Consider the following 13704-nt stretch of genomic DNA (forward strand, 5'->3'; position numbering starts at 1 on the left):
GAGGGTTCGGCTGTCGACGGCCGGGACAGCACTGCCGCCGGCCGCCGTGCTCAGTGCGCCGCCAGCCCCTCCAGCCCCGCCGGGAGCGGCCGCGTGTGGACCACGCCGAGCCGCTGCGTGGCGCGGGTGAGGGCGACGTAGAGGTCGCTCACGCCGAACTCGGCGGGCTCCGCCACGAGCACCGTGTCGAACTCCAGCCCCTTGGCCTGCCGCGGGTCCAGCAGCACGACCGGGCTGGTGAGGTCGGGGGCCGTGCCCGCCGACGCGGTGGGCACGGCGGCCAGCAGCGCTTCATGGTGGTGGCGCTGGGCGATGACCGCGAGGCGGCCCTCGCTGCCGGTCTCCCGGGCGACCGCCTCGGCGACCGCGCGCGGCAGGTCGTCGGTGCGGTGGGACCAGGGCGGTACGCCGGTGGAGCGGACCGAGCGCGGCGGTTCGAAGGCCTCGGCCGTCGGCGTACCGGCGTAGGCCGCCCGGAGCGCCGCCGCCGCGACCTCCATGATCTCGGCGGGGGTGCGGTAGTTGACGCCGAGGCGCACGTGCTCCCAGCGGTCGCCGACGTACGGCGTGAGGATGGACTCCCACGTGCCGCAGCTGCCGGGCTCGGCGGTCTGCGCCGGGTCGCCGACCAGTGTCATCGAGCGGGTCGGGCAGCGGCGCATCAGCAGCCGCCACATCATGGCGGACAGCTCCTGCGCCTCGTCGACGATGATGTGGCCGAAGGCCCAGGTGCGGTCGGCGGCGGCGCGCTCGGCCGCGGTGCGGTGGTCGGCCTCCTCCTGCCGGTCGGCGAGCAACTCGGCGTCGATGAGGTCCTGGACGCCCAGTACCTCCGAATCCTCGTCGTCCTTGCCCTCGAACTCGTGCGTGCGTGAGGCGTACGCGAGGTCGATCACGCCCTGTGCGTAGGCGATGCGCTCCTGGCGCTCGGCCTCGGCGGCGGCCTGCGCGGCCGAGTCGTCGTCACCGAGCAGCTCGGCGGCCTCGTCCAGCAGCGGGATGTCGGCGGCGGTCCACTCACCGCCGGAGCGCCGGATCGCGGCCGCGTCGGCCTCGGGGAGGTGCACCGGGTCGGCGAGGAAGTCCGCGACCAACTGCTGCGGGGTGAGGACGGGCCAGAGGTCGGCGATGACGGCGTGCACCTCGGCGCTGGCCGCGACGGCCTTGCCGAGCTGGGCGATGTCGTCGGGCCCGAGGAAGTTGGGGCCGCCGTACGGGTCGGCGCCGAGCCGGTCGGCGAGCTGGGCGGTCAGCGCGTCGATGATGCGGAAGGCGAAGTGCGCGCGTGCGAGGTTGTGCGGCAGCCTGGTCTCGCGCGCCTGGTGGCGGGCCTCCAGGACGATGTCCGCGTCCAGCAGCAGATCGCCGTCCTCGTGCGGGACGATCGTGTCCGGCTCGGGCAGCCGCTGGCGGTCGCGTACGTACGCGGCCAGTGCGTCGGCCATCGCGGAACCGCCCTTGACCGCGGCGGCCCGGGGCGTGTCGGTGCCGGTGGCGGTGACGCCGGGGAAGAGTTCGCCGGGCGAGGCGAGCAGCACGCCGGTCTCGCCGAGCGCGGGCAGCACCTCACCGATGTAGCCGAGGAACGCCGGGTTGGGGCCGACGATGAGGACCGCGCGCCGGGCGAGCACTTCGCGGTGGGCGTAGAGCAGGTACGCGGCGCGGTGCAGGGCGACGACGGTCTTGCCGGTGCCGGGGCCGCCCTCGACGACCATGACGCCGCGGTGCGGGGCGCGGATGATGCGGTCCTGCTCGGCCTGGATGGTCTGCACGATGTCGTGCATGCGGCCGGTGCGGGCCGCGTCCAGCGCCGCGAGCAGCACGGTGTCGGCGTCGGTGCCCTCGTGGCCGGTGCGCACCGTGTCGGCGAGGTCCATCAGCTCGTCGTGCAGGGCGGTGACGCGGCGGCCCTCGGTGGAGATGTGGCGCCGGCGGCGCAGCCCCATCGGGGTGTGGCCTGTGGCGAGGTAGAAGGGCCGCGCGACGTCGGCGCGCCAGTCGATGACCAGCGGCGTGTGCTCGGCGTCGTCGCGCCGGATGCCGATCCGGCCGATGTGGTGGTCGCTGCCGTCGCGGAAGGAGAGCCGGCCGAAGCACAGGCCGTGCTCGCCCGCGTCGAGGGCGGCGAGCACACCGGCCTGCTCGGCGACGGTCACGTCACGCTCCAGCCGCGCCTGCATCGTGCCGGCGTCGGCGACCGCGAGGGCGCCCTGGACAGCGGCGCCCGCGCCGGCCCGCAGCTCGCCGAGGCGCTCGTAGAGCATGTCGATGAATTCCTGCTCGCGGCGCATCTCCTCGTCGGCGGCCCGGTCCGGCCCCACGCCCGATTCCCCGCCCGGCACCTGGATTGACAATTCGACTCCCGCCTGGTTAAGATGACTCCAGTTAGCTTCGCCCTGCCTGAATTATTTCTCGGCATGCGAATCTCCCAATATACGCGGAAGTCCACCCCGGCCGCCAATGCGACCGGGGTTTGTTGTGTCCGGAAGCGGTCAGTCGCGGCGCAGCCGAAGCGGCGCGTAGACCGCCACGGAGACGACGAAGGCCACGTAGTACGCCAGGTCCGCGCCGTGCAGCGCCTCGGCGACCGGGCCGACGTACAGCGAGGTGTTCATGAAGGGCACCGCGACGGCGAACGCACCGGCGAAGGCGAGCGCCGCCGGCCACCACGGCCGCGGCCGGGCGAATTCCTCGTGCACCTCGACGGGCCGGCCGCCACGCTCCCTCGCGCGGGCGAGCCAGTCGACCACGACGACGCCGATGAAGCCGGGAATCCAGTAACCGACGAAGAGCAGCACGTTCTGGAAACGGGCGGTGGTGTCGGCGGCGTGCATCCACAGCACGAGCAGGAAACCGAGCACGGCGGCGACGGCCGCGGCGAGCGGCCGGGGAATGCGCACGCCCGCCGTCTGCAGAGCGAGGGAACCGCTGTAGTCGTTCATGGCGTTGCTGCACACCGCGGACGCGGCGATGGCCAGCAGTCCGAAGGCGCCGAGCGCCCCGCCGCCGAGCAGTTCGTGCACGCCCGCCGCCGTCTGGTCGGTGAACAGGCCCGCGGCCCACAGGCCGAGCGTCTGCACCCAGAGGTACGCGGCGGCCATGCCGAACAGCGCGTACCAGAACATCCGCTGCCGGGACGCCGAGCGCGGCAGGTAGCGGCTGAAGTCCGAGGCGTACGGCGCCCAGGAGATCGCCAGGCTCAGCGCGACGGTGGTGGTCAGCAAGAACGCGCCGGCCCGGTCGGCGCCGTGCGCGCTGGCGGCCGACGGCAGCGGAACACCGTTGAGAAGCTTGACGCTGAGGGCGAGGAAGGCCGCGCCCAGCACGAAGGTCATCACGGTCTGGAGGCGGTGGATGGCCTCGTACCCGAGGACGCCGACGACGCCCTGGAGCAGCAGCACCGTCAGCGCGCCCAGCCAGAACGGCCAGCCCACCAGCCGGGCCAGCGCGTCCCCGCCGAACAGTCCGATCAGCGCGTCCCAGGCGATGGAGGACAGCCACTGAAGGACGCCGGGCAGCACCACACCGCGGCCGAACGCCAGCCGGGAGAGCGGGAGTTGGCCGGTTCCGGTGAGACTCCCCCACGTGCCGAGGTACGCGGACGGGGCGGCGCCGAGCAGCGTGCCGAGCGCCATCGCGGCGAACGCCGTCCAGAAGTCGAGCCCGAGGCCGATGCCGACGGTGCCGGTGAACACGCCGGTCATGGTCAGGTTGGGCGCGAACCACACGGTGAAGAGACGGCCGGGCCGGCCGTAGCGGTTGCTCTCCGGCACCGGGCCGATGCCGTGCTTCTCGACGGACAGGTCACCGGCGCCGGCGGGCATGCGCCCGTCGAAGACGGGCCTCTCGATGGTCATGGGGATTCCAGAGGTCGGGGTTCCCGATCGGGAACGGGGTGGTGCGGGTAGCATGGTGAGGCACACGAGACACGGGGTGCCCCATCTCAAGGGCTGAGATCACACCCGTCGAACCTGATCTGGATCGCACCAGCGAAGGGATGTCACGGAGGAATGCCCCTATGACGCGTCCGCCCGACGACCTGCTCGCCTTCACCCGGCAGGCCCTCAACCGCGTACGCCATGAAACACCACTGGTCCAGTGCCTCACCAACCAGGTGGTCGCCAACTTCACGGCGAACGTCCTGCTCGCACTGGGCGCGGCCCCGGCGATGGTGGACATCCCCGAGGAGGCCGGCCCGTTCGCCGGCGCCGCCTCCGGGGTCCTGGTCAATGTGGGCACCCCGCACGCCGAGCAGCGCGCGGCCATGACCGAGGCGGTCGCCGGAGCGGCAGCGGCGGGCACGCCCTGGGTGCTGGACCCGGTCGCGGTCGGCTCGCTGCCCGTGCGGACCGCGCTGGCGCGCGAACTCGTCACCCAGGGCCCGGCCGTCATCCGCGGCAACGCCTCGGAGATCATCGCGGTCGCCGGAACGGGCGGCGGCGGGCGCGGCGTGGACGCCACCGACGAGGTCGAGTCGGCGGCCGCCGCCGCGGGTGAGCTGGCCCGCGCCACGGGTGCCGTGGTCGCGGTCTCCGGCCCCGTCGACCTGCTCACCGACGGCGAGCGGGCCGTACGCGTCGCCAACGGGGACCCGCTGCTGACGCGGGTGACCGGCGGCGGCTGCGCGCTGGGCGCGGTGCTCGCGGCGTTCGCGCCGCCGACCACACCGGAGGGCGCGGCGCAGGCCGACCGGCTCGCCGCCGCGACCGCCGCCGTGGCGGTCTACACCGTGGCCGCCGAGGTCGCGGCGGAGCGCAGCGCCGGACCCGGCAGCTTCGCGGCCGCCTTCCTGGACGCGCTGTACGGCCTGGACGAGGACACGCTCGGCAAGCGGGCGGCGATCTCGTGGGCGTGAACGGCACTCCCCCGGACGGCACTCCGGGCACACACCCGGACCTCTCCGTGTACCTGGTCACCGACGCGGCACAGGCCGCGGCGTGCGGCCGGGACGTACCGGGCACGGTCGCCGAGGCCGTGGCGGGCGGCGTCACCGCCGTGCAGGTGCGCGAGAAGGACACCGCCGCACGGGACTTCCTGGAGACGGTGGTGCGGATCGCCGCGGTGCTGCCGGAGCGGGTCGCGCTGTTCGTCAACGACCGGGTGGACGTGTTCCTCGCGGCGCGTGCGGCCGGGGCACGGGTGACCGGGGTCCATGTCGGCCAGTCCGACCTGCCGGTGGCCGCCGTCCGCTCGCTCGTCGGGCCGGACGCGGTGATCGGGCTGAGCGCCGCGGCGGAGGAGGAACTGCGGGCCGCCGCCAAGGAGCCGGCCCGGGTCGACTACGTCGGCATCGGCGCGCTGCACGCGACCCGTACCAAGGCGGACGCGCCGCCGGAGCTGGGCGTCGAGGGCTTCGGCCGGCTGGCGCTGCCCACCCCTCTCCCGGCGGTGGCGATCGGCGGGGTGACGGTGGCGGACATGCCGCTGCTGCGGGCCGCGGGCGCGGCGGGCGGCGCTGTCGTCTCGGGCATCTGCGCCGCCGCCGAGCCGCGGGCCGCGGCGCGCGCGTACGCGCAGGCCTGGGCCGGTACGGCCTGACGGGCGGGGCGGAGTCTCCCCCGCGCACCCGCCCGTACCGCACACCTCAGCTCGGCCGGTCCGCCCGTACCGCCTTCGGGCCGTCCGCCGGGAGCGTGCCCTCGGCGGTGGTGACGCCCTCGGCGGTAGTGACGGCGACGACGGTCGTGGGACCGCCGGCGCCCCGGCGTCGGGCGACCAGCCGGCGGGCGGCCTCCAGCAGCCCGACGATGACCAGGGCCAGCGCGAAGGCGAGCAGCAGTCCCTTCACCGGGTCCTCGGCGAAGGCCGCGCCGCCGAGGTACCCGATGGCCGTGCTGAGGACCGCCCACAGTGCGGCGCCGGCCGCGTCCAGCAGCACGAAACGGCGGAACGGGAACCGCAGGCTGCCGGTGGACAGGGCGGACGCCACCCGCCCGCCGGGCAGGAAGCGGCCCGCGACCACCAGCGACGTGGCGTGCCGCCCGACCATGGCACGCCCCCATGCGTACCGTTGCCGTCCCTTCTCGCCGCGGAGCAGCCGGCCGATCGCCTTCGGGCCGGCCCAGCGGCCGATGCCGTGGCCGAGGCAGTCGCCGCCCAGCGCGCCCAGCGCGGCGACCACGGCCAGCAGCGCGAGCTGCGGGAGGTCGGGGCCGATCAGCACGGCCACCGTCACCACGGTCGTCTCGCTCGGCATGAACGGCAGCAGCGCGTCCAGGCCGGCCACGAGCAGCACGATCAGCCAGAGCCAGGGCGAGCCCAGCTGTGTCTTGACCAGCTCGGCGAACTGGTCGAACAGCTCAGACATGGACCGGCGGCCGGCTGCCGCAGATCGCCGCGTGCGCCTCGGCGGCCAGCGCACGCCGGTCTCCCGCGGGCTCCAGCCGGGGATGCGCGGTCACCCGCACCGTGAGGCCGTCGGCGCCGATCACTCTGTGCAGGCAGCTGGCGAAGTCCTCCTCGCCGAGGAACGCGGCCACGGTGCTGGGCGCGCCGTGCTGCGCGTAGGTGATCGTCACCGGGCGGACGGGCGCCCCGGCGTCGATCGCGGCCTGGAACGTCGCCCGCCGGAAGCCGCCGCCGGCCTCCGTGCACCAGGTCGTGCCCTGCGGGAACACCAGGACCGAGCGGCCGGCGCGGAGCGTGGCGGCGAGCCGGCCGACGGTATGCGGCAGCGTGCGCAGCCCGTCCCGGTCGATGAACTCCGCCCCGGCTCTGCGCGCCAGGGTGCCGAAGAACGGCCACTCGGCGACCTCGCGCTTGGCCAGCGGGGTGGCGGGCTCCACCGCCAGCACGGCGATGACGTCGAGCCAGGAGATGTGGTCGGCGACGATCAGCGTGCCGGGGCCGCCGGGACCGCGCGGCACGCTGAGCTCCGGCGTGCTGGTCTCCAGCCGCAGTCCGAGCGCGCGGAGCACGGCGCGGGCCCGTAGCCGCATGATCCGGGGGTCGGCGAGGCGCGGTCCGGCCGCCGCGCCGCCGGCCAGGGCCGCGGCCAGCGCGGCGTACCGGCGGGAGCGCTCGGCGCGGGACACGAGAGGCACGGCGTGCGTGGCGCAGACCGGTGTGCAGGGCGAGGCGACGGCCCACGGACTCATCGTGCCTCCCCGCGTGACTCCCCGAGGAAATAGCGGTAGTAGCGGTCGTTCAGCTGCTCCATGTCCAGGACGACGAAGAAGTCGGCGACGTCGAACTCCGGGTCGTGCGCGGGCGCTCCGCACACCCAGGCGCCGAGCCGCAGATAGCCCCGGAAGAGCGGCGGGACGCGGGTGAGGGAGGGCTTGGCGGCGGCCTCGGCCGACGCGCTCGGCCGCCACGGGCGGTGCGGGCGGACGGTCATGCCCGCGGGCGGGGCGTGCTTGGCGGCGCACAGGGACCAGGCGCTCGCCGCGTCCGCTCCGCCGTCCCCGAGCGATACGGAGGCGCAGCCCGCGAGGTAGCGGTGGCCGGACAGCAGGACGTAGCGGGCGAGCGCGGCCCACATCAGGTTGATCACCGCGCCCGAGCGGTGGTCGGGGTGGACGCAGGAGCGGCCCGCCTCGATCATCGAGGAGCGGATGCCGGCCAGCGCACCGAGGTCGAACTCACCGTCGGAGTAGGAGCGTTCGGTGCGGCCGGGCGGCAGCAGCCGGTAGGTGCCGACCACCTCGCCCGTCGCGGACTCGGTGACGATCAGGTGGTCGGCGAGGCCGTCGAAGGCGTCCGTGTCGTGACCGGCCAGTGCCGGGTCGAGGGTGGCGCCCAGCTCCTCGCCGAACACCAGGTGACGGAGGCGCTGGGCGGCCCTCACCTGCGCGGTGGAGTCCGCGAGGGAGGTGACGTAGGTGCTGGTCCCGGTGGTGCCGGGTGACATCGTCGGCATGGTCTCGCGTCTCCGATTCACTGGGTTTCCGCGGCGTGGCAGCCGGTCCTCGGCGACCGCGCGCCCTTCCGAACCGACGGTAGGAGCGGGGTGCGTGGCGCCACAGTGCCCGAAGGTCGGAGCCCGCCCCCGACCTTCGTCAGGGGCCGGTTCCACCGGCCGGAGGAGCGCGGTTCAGCGGTGTCAGGGCCAACCCCTAGTCCTCCGGGAAAACCCTTACTCCCCCGGAAAGTGGCGTCGGTGGCGCTCGTCCATCCGTTCCGTGTCCAGCAGGAGAAAGAAGTCCGCGACGCCGGAGTCCGGGTCGTGGGCTGGGGCTCCGCACATCCATGCGCCGGCCCGCAGGCAGCCGCGGAGCAGCGGCGGCAGCAGCGCGTAACTCGGCTCGTTCTCGCTCACACCCCGCGGCGTCCAGGGGCGGTACGGGTGGACCCGCAGCTCGACCGGGGCGCAGTGCTTCATGTTGCCGAGCAGCCAGGCGCTGGAGGCGGATTGGCCGCCGTCGTCCAGGGGGACGGACGCGCACCCGGCCAGGTAGCGGACGCCGTTCAGCAGGACGTACCGCGCGAGCCCGGCCCACATCAGGTCGAGCACCGTGCCGGTCCGGTGTCCGGGATCGACGCACGAGGGGCCCGCCTCCACCAGCCGGCCGCGCAGCGGCTGGAGGGCGCGGAGGTCGAACTCGCCCTCCGCGCGGAGGGTTTCGGCGCGGCCCGGCGGCAGCAGCCGGTAGGTGCCGACCACCTGGCGGCCCACCGTTTCCGTCACGATCAGATGGTCCGCCGCCGCGTCGAATCCGTCGGCGTCCCGGCCCGCGCGCCGGGTGCGTACGGCTGCTCCCTTCGCCTCGGCGAAGACCCGTTGGCGCAGCCGCTGGGCGGCCCGTATCTCTCCTGCCGTGTCGGCGATGGAGACGACGTACGAACCGGTGGCCGCGACTGCGGTGGATCCCGAGAGCATGTGAAACGTTCTCCCTTCCTGGAGACGACCGGCGCCGGCACAGCGCGCCCGGCGGAGCCCCGCGCCGGGCCGGCCGGTGCGCCGCTGGACCATGAAAGCCACGCGCGGCCCCCGGGGCCCGGCATCGGCCGAAAGCCACCGTCCGCGCCCGGCTTCCGGCAGGGGCTGTCGGAGTATCCCGGCAACGCGCCCGACAGGCCCTCCGGTCCGCTGTCCAGAGGCCGACCGGCCCATGCCCGCCGGCCGCCCGCGGTGGCAGAATCCCAGTCGCTCCCGCGTCGCCCCCGCGTCGCGCCACGGCGGGCCGCGACGGCTAGTCCCAGCAGGTCCTGATGCCGAGGGAGACCGCGATGACGTGGACCGCTCCTTCCCTGCACCCGTGGTGGGCCGCTGTTCGCCATCGGCTCCGTACGCAGCTCGCGCCGGTTCCCGCCCGGGCGGCCGGGACGGGCGGTGCCGCGTTGCCGGGTCCCGCCGCCGCGGCCACCGGGCCGTCCCCGGTCGCGGTACGCCGGTACGCCGACCGCACCGTCATCGAGGTGCACCGCCCGATCCGCCCGACGGCCGAACCCCATCTGGGGCGGCTGCTCAACGCCGTCATCCGTCCCGGCAGCGGCAACGTCGTCGTCGATCTGCACCGGGTGGGCCGCACCGGCGACACCGCGGCGCTCGTACGGCTGGCCGAAGTCCTGTGCGCCCACCACGAGGTGGAGTGCTCCATCGAGTACGAGGCCACGTCGGCACCGGCGGTGCAACGGGCGCCGGAGGCCGTCGCCCGGTCGGCGCCCAGCAGACGCGGCCCGCCGCCGACCGGACCGCCCCACTCCGGATCGGTATCCGAAGATCGCTATCCCATAACGGACTTCCGTTCGAATGCCTCGGTCACCCCATCTGCCCCGTACCGTGCCTCTCGTTGCCCTCTTGAACTCGTTCAAGGGGCTCTCAGGGGAGGGAGCGCGGATGCGCAGCGGGGTGAAGATCACCATTGTCGGCGGGGTGCTGACCGTCGTGGGCGGGGGCGTGCTGTACCTCGGCTACAACCTGGTCAACGGCGTCATGGGGTACGGCGGTTCGGACAGCACGGCACAGGCGGCGCCCGTACGGACCGGGCCGCCGAGCGCCGACGAGACGACCAAGACGGCCACGGCCTTCCTCGCCGCGTGGGCGAAGGGCGACAGCGCCACCGCCGCCGGACTCACGGACAACCGGGCGGTCGCCCGCACCGAACTGGCCGGATTCCATGACCAGGCGCACTTCACACACGTGGTGATCAAGCCCGGTGAGCGGAGCGGCACGACCGTTCCGTACACCGTCAAGGCCGAGGTGTCGTACGACGGCCGGACCAAGCCCCTGTCGTACGCCTCGGAACTGCGGATCGTGCGGGGCCGGACCACGCACGAGCCGCTGGTGGACTGGCGGCCCTCGGTGCTGCACCCGCAGCTCAAGGACGGCGAGTACCTGGTGACGGGGGCGAGCGAGACACCGGAGATCCGGGCCGTCGACCACGAGGAGCGGACGCTGGCCAAGGAGGAGTACCCCTCGCTGGGTCCGCTGCTGGACGGCCTGCGGGAGAAGTACGGCCGGAAGGCCGGCGGCACGGCCGGCATCGAGCTGCGCATCGACAACGCGTCGGGCGAGCCGGCGCGCACCCTGCTCACCCTCCGCAAGGGCCGGGCCGGGACGCTGCACACGACGCTGGACGCGGACGTGCAGGCGGCGGCGGAGCGGGCGGTGACGTCGTATCCGGAGTCGTCGGTGGTGGCGGTCCGGCCGAGCACGGGCGAGATCCGGGCGGTGGCCAACAACCGTGCGGACGGCTACAACGCGGCGATGCTGGGCAAGGTGGCGCCCGGCTCCACCATGAAGATCGTCACGGCCGCGATGATGATCGAGAACGGGGTCGGGGACGCGAACGCCAAGGCCGCCTGCCCGCCCACCGTCAGCTGGGAGGGCTACACCTTCCACAACCTGGACGACTTCTCGATCGCGGACGGCACCCTCACCGACGCCTTCGCCCGGTCCTGCAACACCGCGTTCATCAAGGCGGTCAAGCCGCTCAACGACCGGGGCGTCGCGGGCACCGCGCTGGGCAGCACGGCCCGCGACTCCTTCGGCCTCGGCGGGGACTGGCAGACCGGCCTGCCGTCCTTCGACGGCAGCGTCCCGGAGTCGTCCGGCGTGGAGTCCGCCGCCTCCTACATCGGCCAGGGCAAGGTGCAGATGTCGCCGCTGGCCATGGCGTCGGTGACCGCGACCGTCGTCAACGGCGGCTTCCGGCAGCCCGTCCTCGTACCGCAGTCGCTCGACGGCCGGACGCTGGCGACCGCACGCCCGCTGTCCCCGTCCGTCGCCCGGCAGCTGCGGCAGATGATGCACGCGGCGACCGTCGGCCGGGGCACGGCCGTGGCCGCGATGGCGGGCGTCGGCGGGGCGAAGGGCGCGAAGACCGGCTCCGCCGAGAAGGACGGGCAGTCCCGGTCCAACAGCTGGTTCACCGGCTACAGCGGTGACCTCGCGGCCGCGGCGCTCGTCCAGTCGGGCGGCCACGGCGGCGACGCGGCGGGCCCGGTCGTCGCGCAGGTGCTGCGCGCCGGGTAGCGCCGCGTCGCACGACGCGTCGTCAGGCCTGCTTCAGCGTACGGGCGAAGAGGTCCAGCAGCGCTTCCCAGTGCCGGGCCAGGCCCGCCTCGCTGTACGCGGCGGTGTCGGCCATGGTGAAGCCGTGGATGGTGTCCGGGTACACCTCGGAGCGGTACGTCACGCCCGCGGCGTCGAGCGCGGTCTCCAGCCGGGAGATGTGCTCGGCGTTCATGGAGTCGTCCTCGGAGGCGTGCCCGAAGTACAGCTCGGCGCGGACGTCGCCGGCCGCCCGGTGCGGGCTGTCCGGCGCCTCCGTGGCGAGGTGGCCGCCGTGGAAGCTCGCCGCCGCGGCCACCCGGTCGGGGAACCGCGCCGCGGTGCGCAGGGAGAGCACGCCGCCCATGCAGTAGCCCGTCAGCCCCACCGGGCCGCTGCCGGCCCGGTCCTGGGCGGCCAGGAAGTCGAGGTAGCCCTCGGCGTCGCGCAGCGCCAGGTCCGGCGTCAGCGCGTGCACCAGCGGCATGACCTTCCCGAAGAACTCCGCCCGGCGCTCCGGGGTCGAGAGGTCGGTCGCCTCCACCACGGGCGCCGGGCCGCTGCGGTAGAAGAGGTTGGGCACGAGTACGTAGTACCCGTGGGAGGCCAGCTCGCGGGCCATGTCCTCCAGCACCGGGCGCAGGCCGATGGCGTCCATGTAGAACAGCACCGCGGGGTGCGGGCCGTCCCCCTCCGGGTGCGCGACGAAGGCGTCGCACGAGCCGTCGAGGGTTGCGATCGTCACCGACCGGGATTCCGTTTCCACTGCCACGTTCTCTCCTCACCGGGACCTGCATCGTCAAGATGCATCATGCACCGATGGCGGGTCGTGGAACGCATCCGGGGGGATGTTCGGCAAGGCTTGGCTGGTTATGCGGTAGCGCCCGTTGGGCAGCGAGTGGCCCGACTCGGCGACATGGACGGTGAGCGGGCCCGCCCACTCATAGCCGTGTTCCGCGGCGTGCCGGGCCAGTGTGTCGGTCAGCGCCTGCGCGACGACCTCGTCCCGTTCGCCGAGCCGTTTGTGGACGTACGGGGCGAGTTCGACGTCGTAGGCGTTGGGCACCAGTATCCGGTTCTCGCTGCAGACGACGGCGTGATCGTCGCACTCCCGTTGCAGCGCGTCGACCAGCTGCACCGGATCACTGCGGAACACCCTGTTGACCAGCGTGTGCTCCCAGTGCTCCACCGCGTCTTCCCATTGCGTGAGCAATCCCATGGGGAGTCGGGTGCCCTGGATGAAATACCTCATGCGGGCCGGAAACGGTGCCACCGGACGAAACCCACGGAGTCACTGGCCGATCACCGTGCGCATCATTCCGGCCATTACCACGCTTGGCAGGAAATCACACGCTTTCCAAGAACAGGACCCGCTACTGTCGGCGACGTGAGAGTAGCTCACAACTCCCCCGCACGATGAGGTAGTCAGATGCCGCTCCCCGACGGCTTGGAGATGACCGCGCTCTCCTCCGGTGACGACTGCGTGGTCCTGCAGATCAGCGGCGAGCTCGATCACTTTACCGAGCAGCCGTTCCGCGCGTCCGTCGGCACCTTCCTGGGCCGCGGGCACCGCCATGCCGTCCTGGACTGCTCCGCGCTCACCTTCTGCGACTCGCGCGGGCTGAACTGCCTGCTGAGCGTCGAATGGCTGCTGGAGCGGCGGCAGGGCAGGCTGCTGCTGGCGAGGGTGCGCCCCAACGTCGCCCGCGTCCTGCAGCTCACCGGCACCGGTGCCCTGCTGCGCACCTTTCCCACCGTCGAGCGGGCCCTGGCGACCCTGCCCCCGGAGCAGCGCCCCGCATGGCCTCCACCGGCAGGCCGCCACCGGCTTCCCGGCGGCCACACGGCATCTCCCGCGAGCGCGGCTCCGGCGACGTGCCACGGGTCTGGCGTGGAGGCAGGCTGAGGCGGCTCCGGAGGACCGTCAGGAGTCGGCCGCCTCGGCACGAACCGAGGAGGGGGCCATGCTCCAGACCCGCGAACCGTTCGATGCGATGACCGCCAAGGGCGGTTTCGACGGTGCCGTCCTTGCCGATGCCGTCGATGTCCTCCAGGAGTGCGAAGAGGCCGTCATGGCATGCGCGACGGGCATGCCGGCGGGGTCCGACGCCGCGCAGCAGACGTCCGGCATCGGCCGTGACCTGGACTGCGCCGACGTCGCCGGGACGACCCGCCGGGCACTGACGCGGAGCCGCCGGCTGCTCGGCACGCTCCCCGGCTGAGGCCGCCGGCCGTTGCGTTCTCGGCCCTTGAGCCGCCGGCCCCTG

The 13704-nt window shown here is 73.7% G+C and carries 13 protein-coding genes and 1 riboswitch; of the genes, 5 read left to right on the top strand and 8 right to left on the bottom strand.

The genetic code is table 11. From position 1 onward, the window contains the following. Positions 1–50: 50 nt before the first annotated feature. Together ACIGQF_RS22360 and ACIGQF_RS22365 are read right to left on the bottom strand one after the other, a co-directional pair. Positions 51–2291 carry a HelD family protein gene (locus tag ACIGQF_RS22360; RefSeq protein WP_399713579.1) on the bottom strand — a complete coding sequence of 747 codons (2241 nt, stop codon included), beginning with the start codon at positions 2289–2291 and terminating at the stop codon, positions 51–53. 201 nt (positions 2292–2492) lie between these two features. Beyond that, positions 2493–3857: a purine-cytosine permease family protein gene (locus ACIGQF_RS22365; protein WP_399712883.1), complete on the bottom strand. Its 1365-nt coding sequence runs from the start codon at positions 3855–3857 to the stop codon at positions 2493–2495. A gap of 62 nt (positions 3858–3919) precedes the next feature. Then, positions 3920–4015, top strand: a riboswitch (TPP riboswitch). A gap of 3 nt (positions 4016–4018) precedes the next feature. Here ACIGQF_RS22365 and thiM point away from each other — a divergent pair. Together thiM and thiE are read left to right on the top strand one after the other, a co-directional pair. Beyond that, positions 4019–4855 carry a hydroxyethylthiazole kinase gene (thiM, locus tag ACIGQF_RS22370; protein ID WP_399712886.1) on the top strand — a complete coding sequence of 279 codons (837 nt, stop codon included), beginning with the start codon at positions 4019–4021 and terminating at the stop codon, positions 4853–4855. After that, positions 4852–5538: a thiamine phosphate synthase gene (gene thiE, locus ACIGQF_RS22375; RefSeq protein WP_399712888.1), complete on the top strand. Its 687-nt coding sequence runs from the start codon at positions 4852–4854 to the stop codon at positions 5536–5538. The genes thiM and thiE overlap by 4 nt, the downstream gene beginning before the upstream one ends. A gap of 46 nt (positions 5539–5584) precedes the next feature. Here thiE and ACIGQF_RS22380 read toward each other — a convergent pair whose 3' ends face one another. The 4 genes from ACIGQF_RS22380 to ACIGQF_RS22395 all read right to left on the bottom strand — a co-directional run bounded on the left by ACIGQF_RS22380 (position 5585) and on the right by ACIGQF_RS22395 (position 8821). Further along, positions 5585–6307, bottom strand: a complete 723-nt coding sequence (locus tag ACIGQF_RS22380) for a DedA family protein (RefSeq protein ID WP_399712890.1) — start codon at positions 6305–6307, stop codon at positions 5585–5587. Beyond that, on the bottom strand, positions 6300–7097 hold the full coding sequence (locus tag ACIGQF_RS22385) for a lysophospholipid acyltransferase family protein (RefSeq protein ID WP_399712892.1): 798 nt from the start codon (positions 7095–7097) through the stop codon (positions 6300–6302). Before ACIGQF_RS22385 ends, ACIGQF_RS22380 begins: the two co-directional genes overlap by 8 nt. After that, the gene (locus tag ACIGQF_RS22390; RefSeq protein WP_399712895.1) at positions 7094–7861 is read right to left on the bottom strand and encodes a GNAT family N-acetyltransferase; all 768 of its coding nucleotides are present in this window, start codon (positions 7859–7861) and stop codon (positions 7094–7096) included. Before ACIGQF_RS22390 ends, ACIGQF_RS22385 begins: the two co-directional genes overlap by 4 nt. A 216-nt stretch (positions 7862–8077) precedes the next feature. Continuing rightward, positions 8078–8821, bottom strand: coding sequence for a GNAT family N-acetyltransferase (locus ACIGQF_RS22395; protein WP_399712898.1), 744 nt, complete (start codon positions 8819–8821; stop codon positions 8078–8080). A gap of 960 nt (positions 8822–9781) precedes the next feature. On the opposite strand from ACIGQF_RS22395, the gene ACIGQF_RS22400 reads away from it, so the two are divergent. Then, on the top strand, positions 9782–11419 hold the full coding sequence (locus ACIGQF_RS22400) for a penicillin-binding transpeptidase domain-containing protein (RefSeq protein WP_399712901.1): 1638 nt from the start codon (positions 9782–9784) through the stop codon (positions 11417–11419). 22 nt (positions 11420–11441) lie between these two features. On the opposite strand, the gene ACIGQF_RS22405 is transcribed toward ACIGQF_RS22400, so the two are convergent. Next, positions 11442–12209: a dienelactone hydrolase family protein gene (locus ACIGQF_RS22405; protein ID WP_399712903.1), complete on the bottom strand. Its 768-nt coding sequence runs from the start codon at positions 12207–12209 to the stop codon at positions 11442–11444. Positions 12210–12236: 27 nt separating this feature from the next. Continuing rightward, positions 12237–12656 carry a DUF3662 domain-containing protein gene (locus ACIGQF_RS22410; RefSeq protein ID WP_399712906.1) on the bottom strand — a complete coding sequence of 140 codons (420 nt, stop codon included), beginning with the start codon at positions 12654–12656 and terminating at the stop codon, positions 12237–12239. 210 nt (positions 12657–12866) lie between these two features. On the opposite strand from ACIGQF_RS22410, the gene ACIGQF_RS22415 reads away from it, so the two are divergent. Both ACIGQF_RS22415 and ACIGQF_RS22420 read left to right on the top strand, forming a co-directional pair. Next, the gene (locus tag ACIGQF_RS22415; protein WP_399712907.1) at positions 12867–13343 is read left to right on the top strand and encodes an STAS domain-containing protein; all 477 of its coding nucleotides are present in this window, start codon (positions 12867–12869) and stop codon (positions 13341–13343) included. Positions 13344–13401: 58 nt separating this feature from the next. Next, on the top strand, positions 13402–13659 hold the full coding sequence (locus ACIGQF_RS22420) for a hypothetical protein (protein WP_399712910.1): 258 nt from the start codon (positions 13402–13404) through the stop codon (positions 13657–13659). The last annotated feature ends 45 nt before the right edge of the window (positions 13660–13704 follow it).

Origin of the sequence: Streptomyces sp. NPDC053560, assembly GCF_044544605.1 — a bacterium.
Classification (GTDB): domain Bacteria; phylum Actinomycetota; class Actinomycetes; order Streptomycetales; family Streptomycetaceae; genus Streptomyces.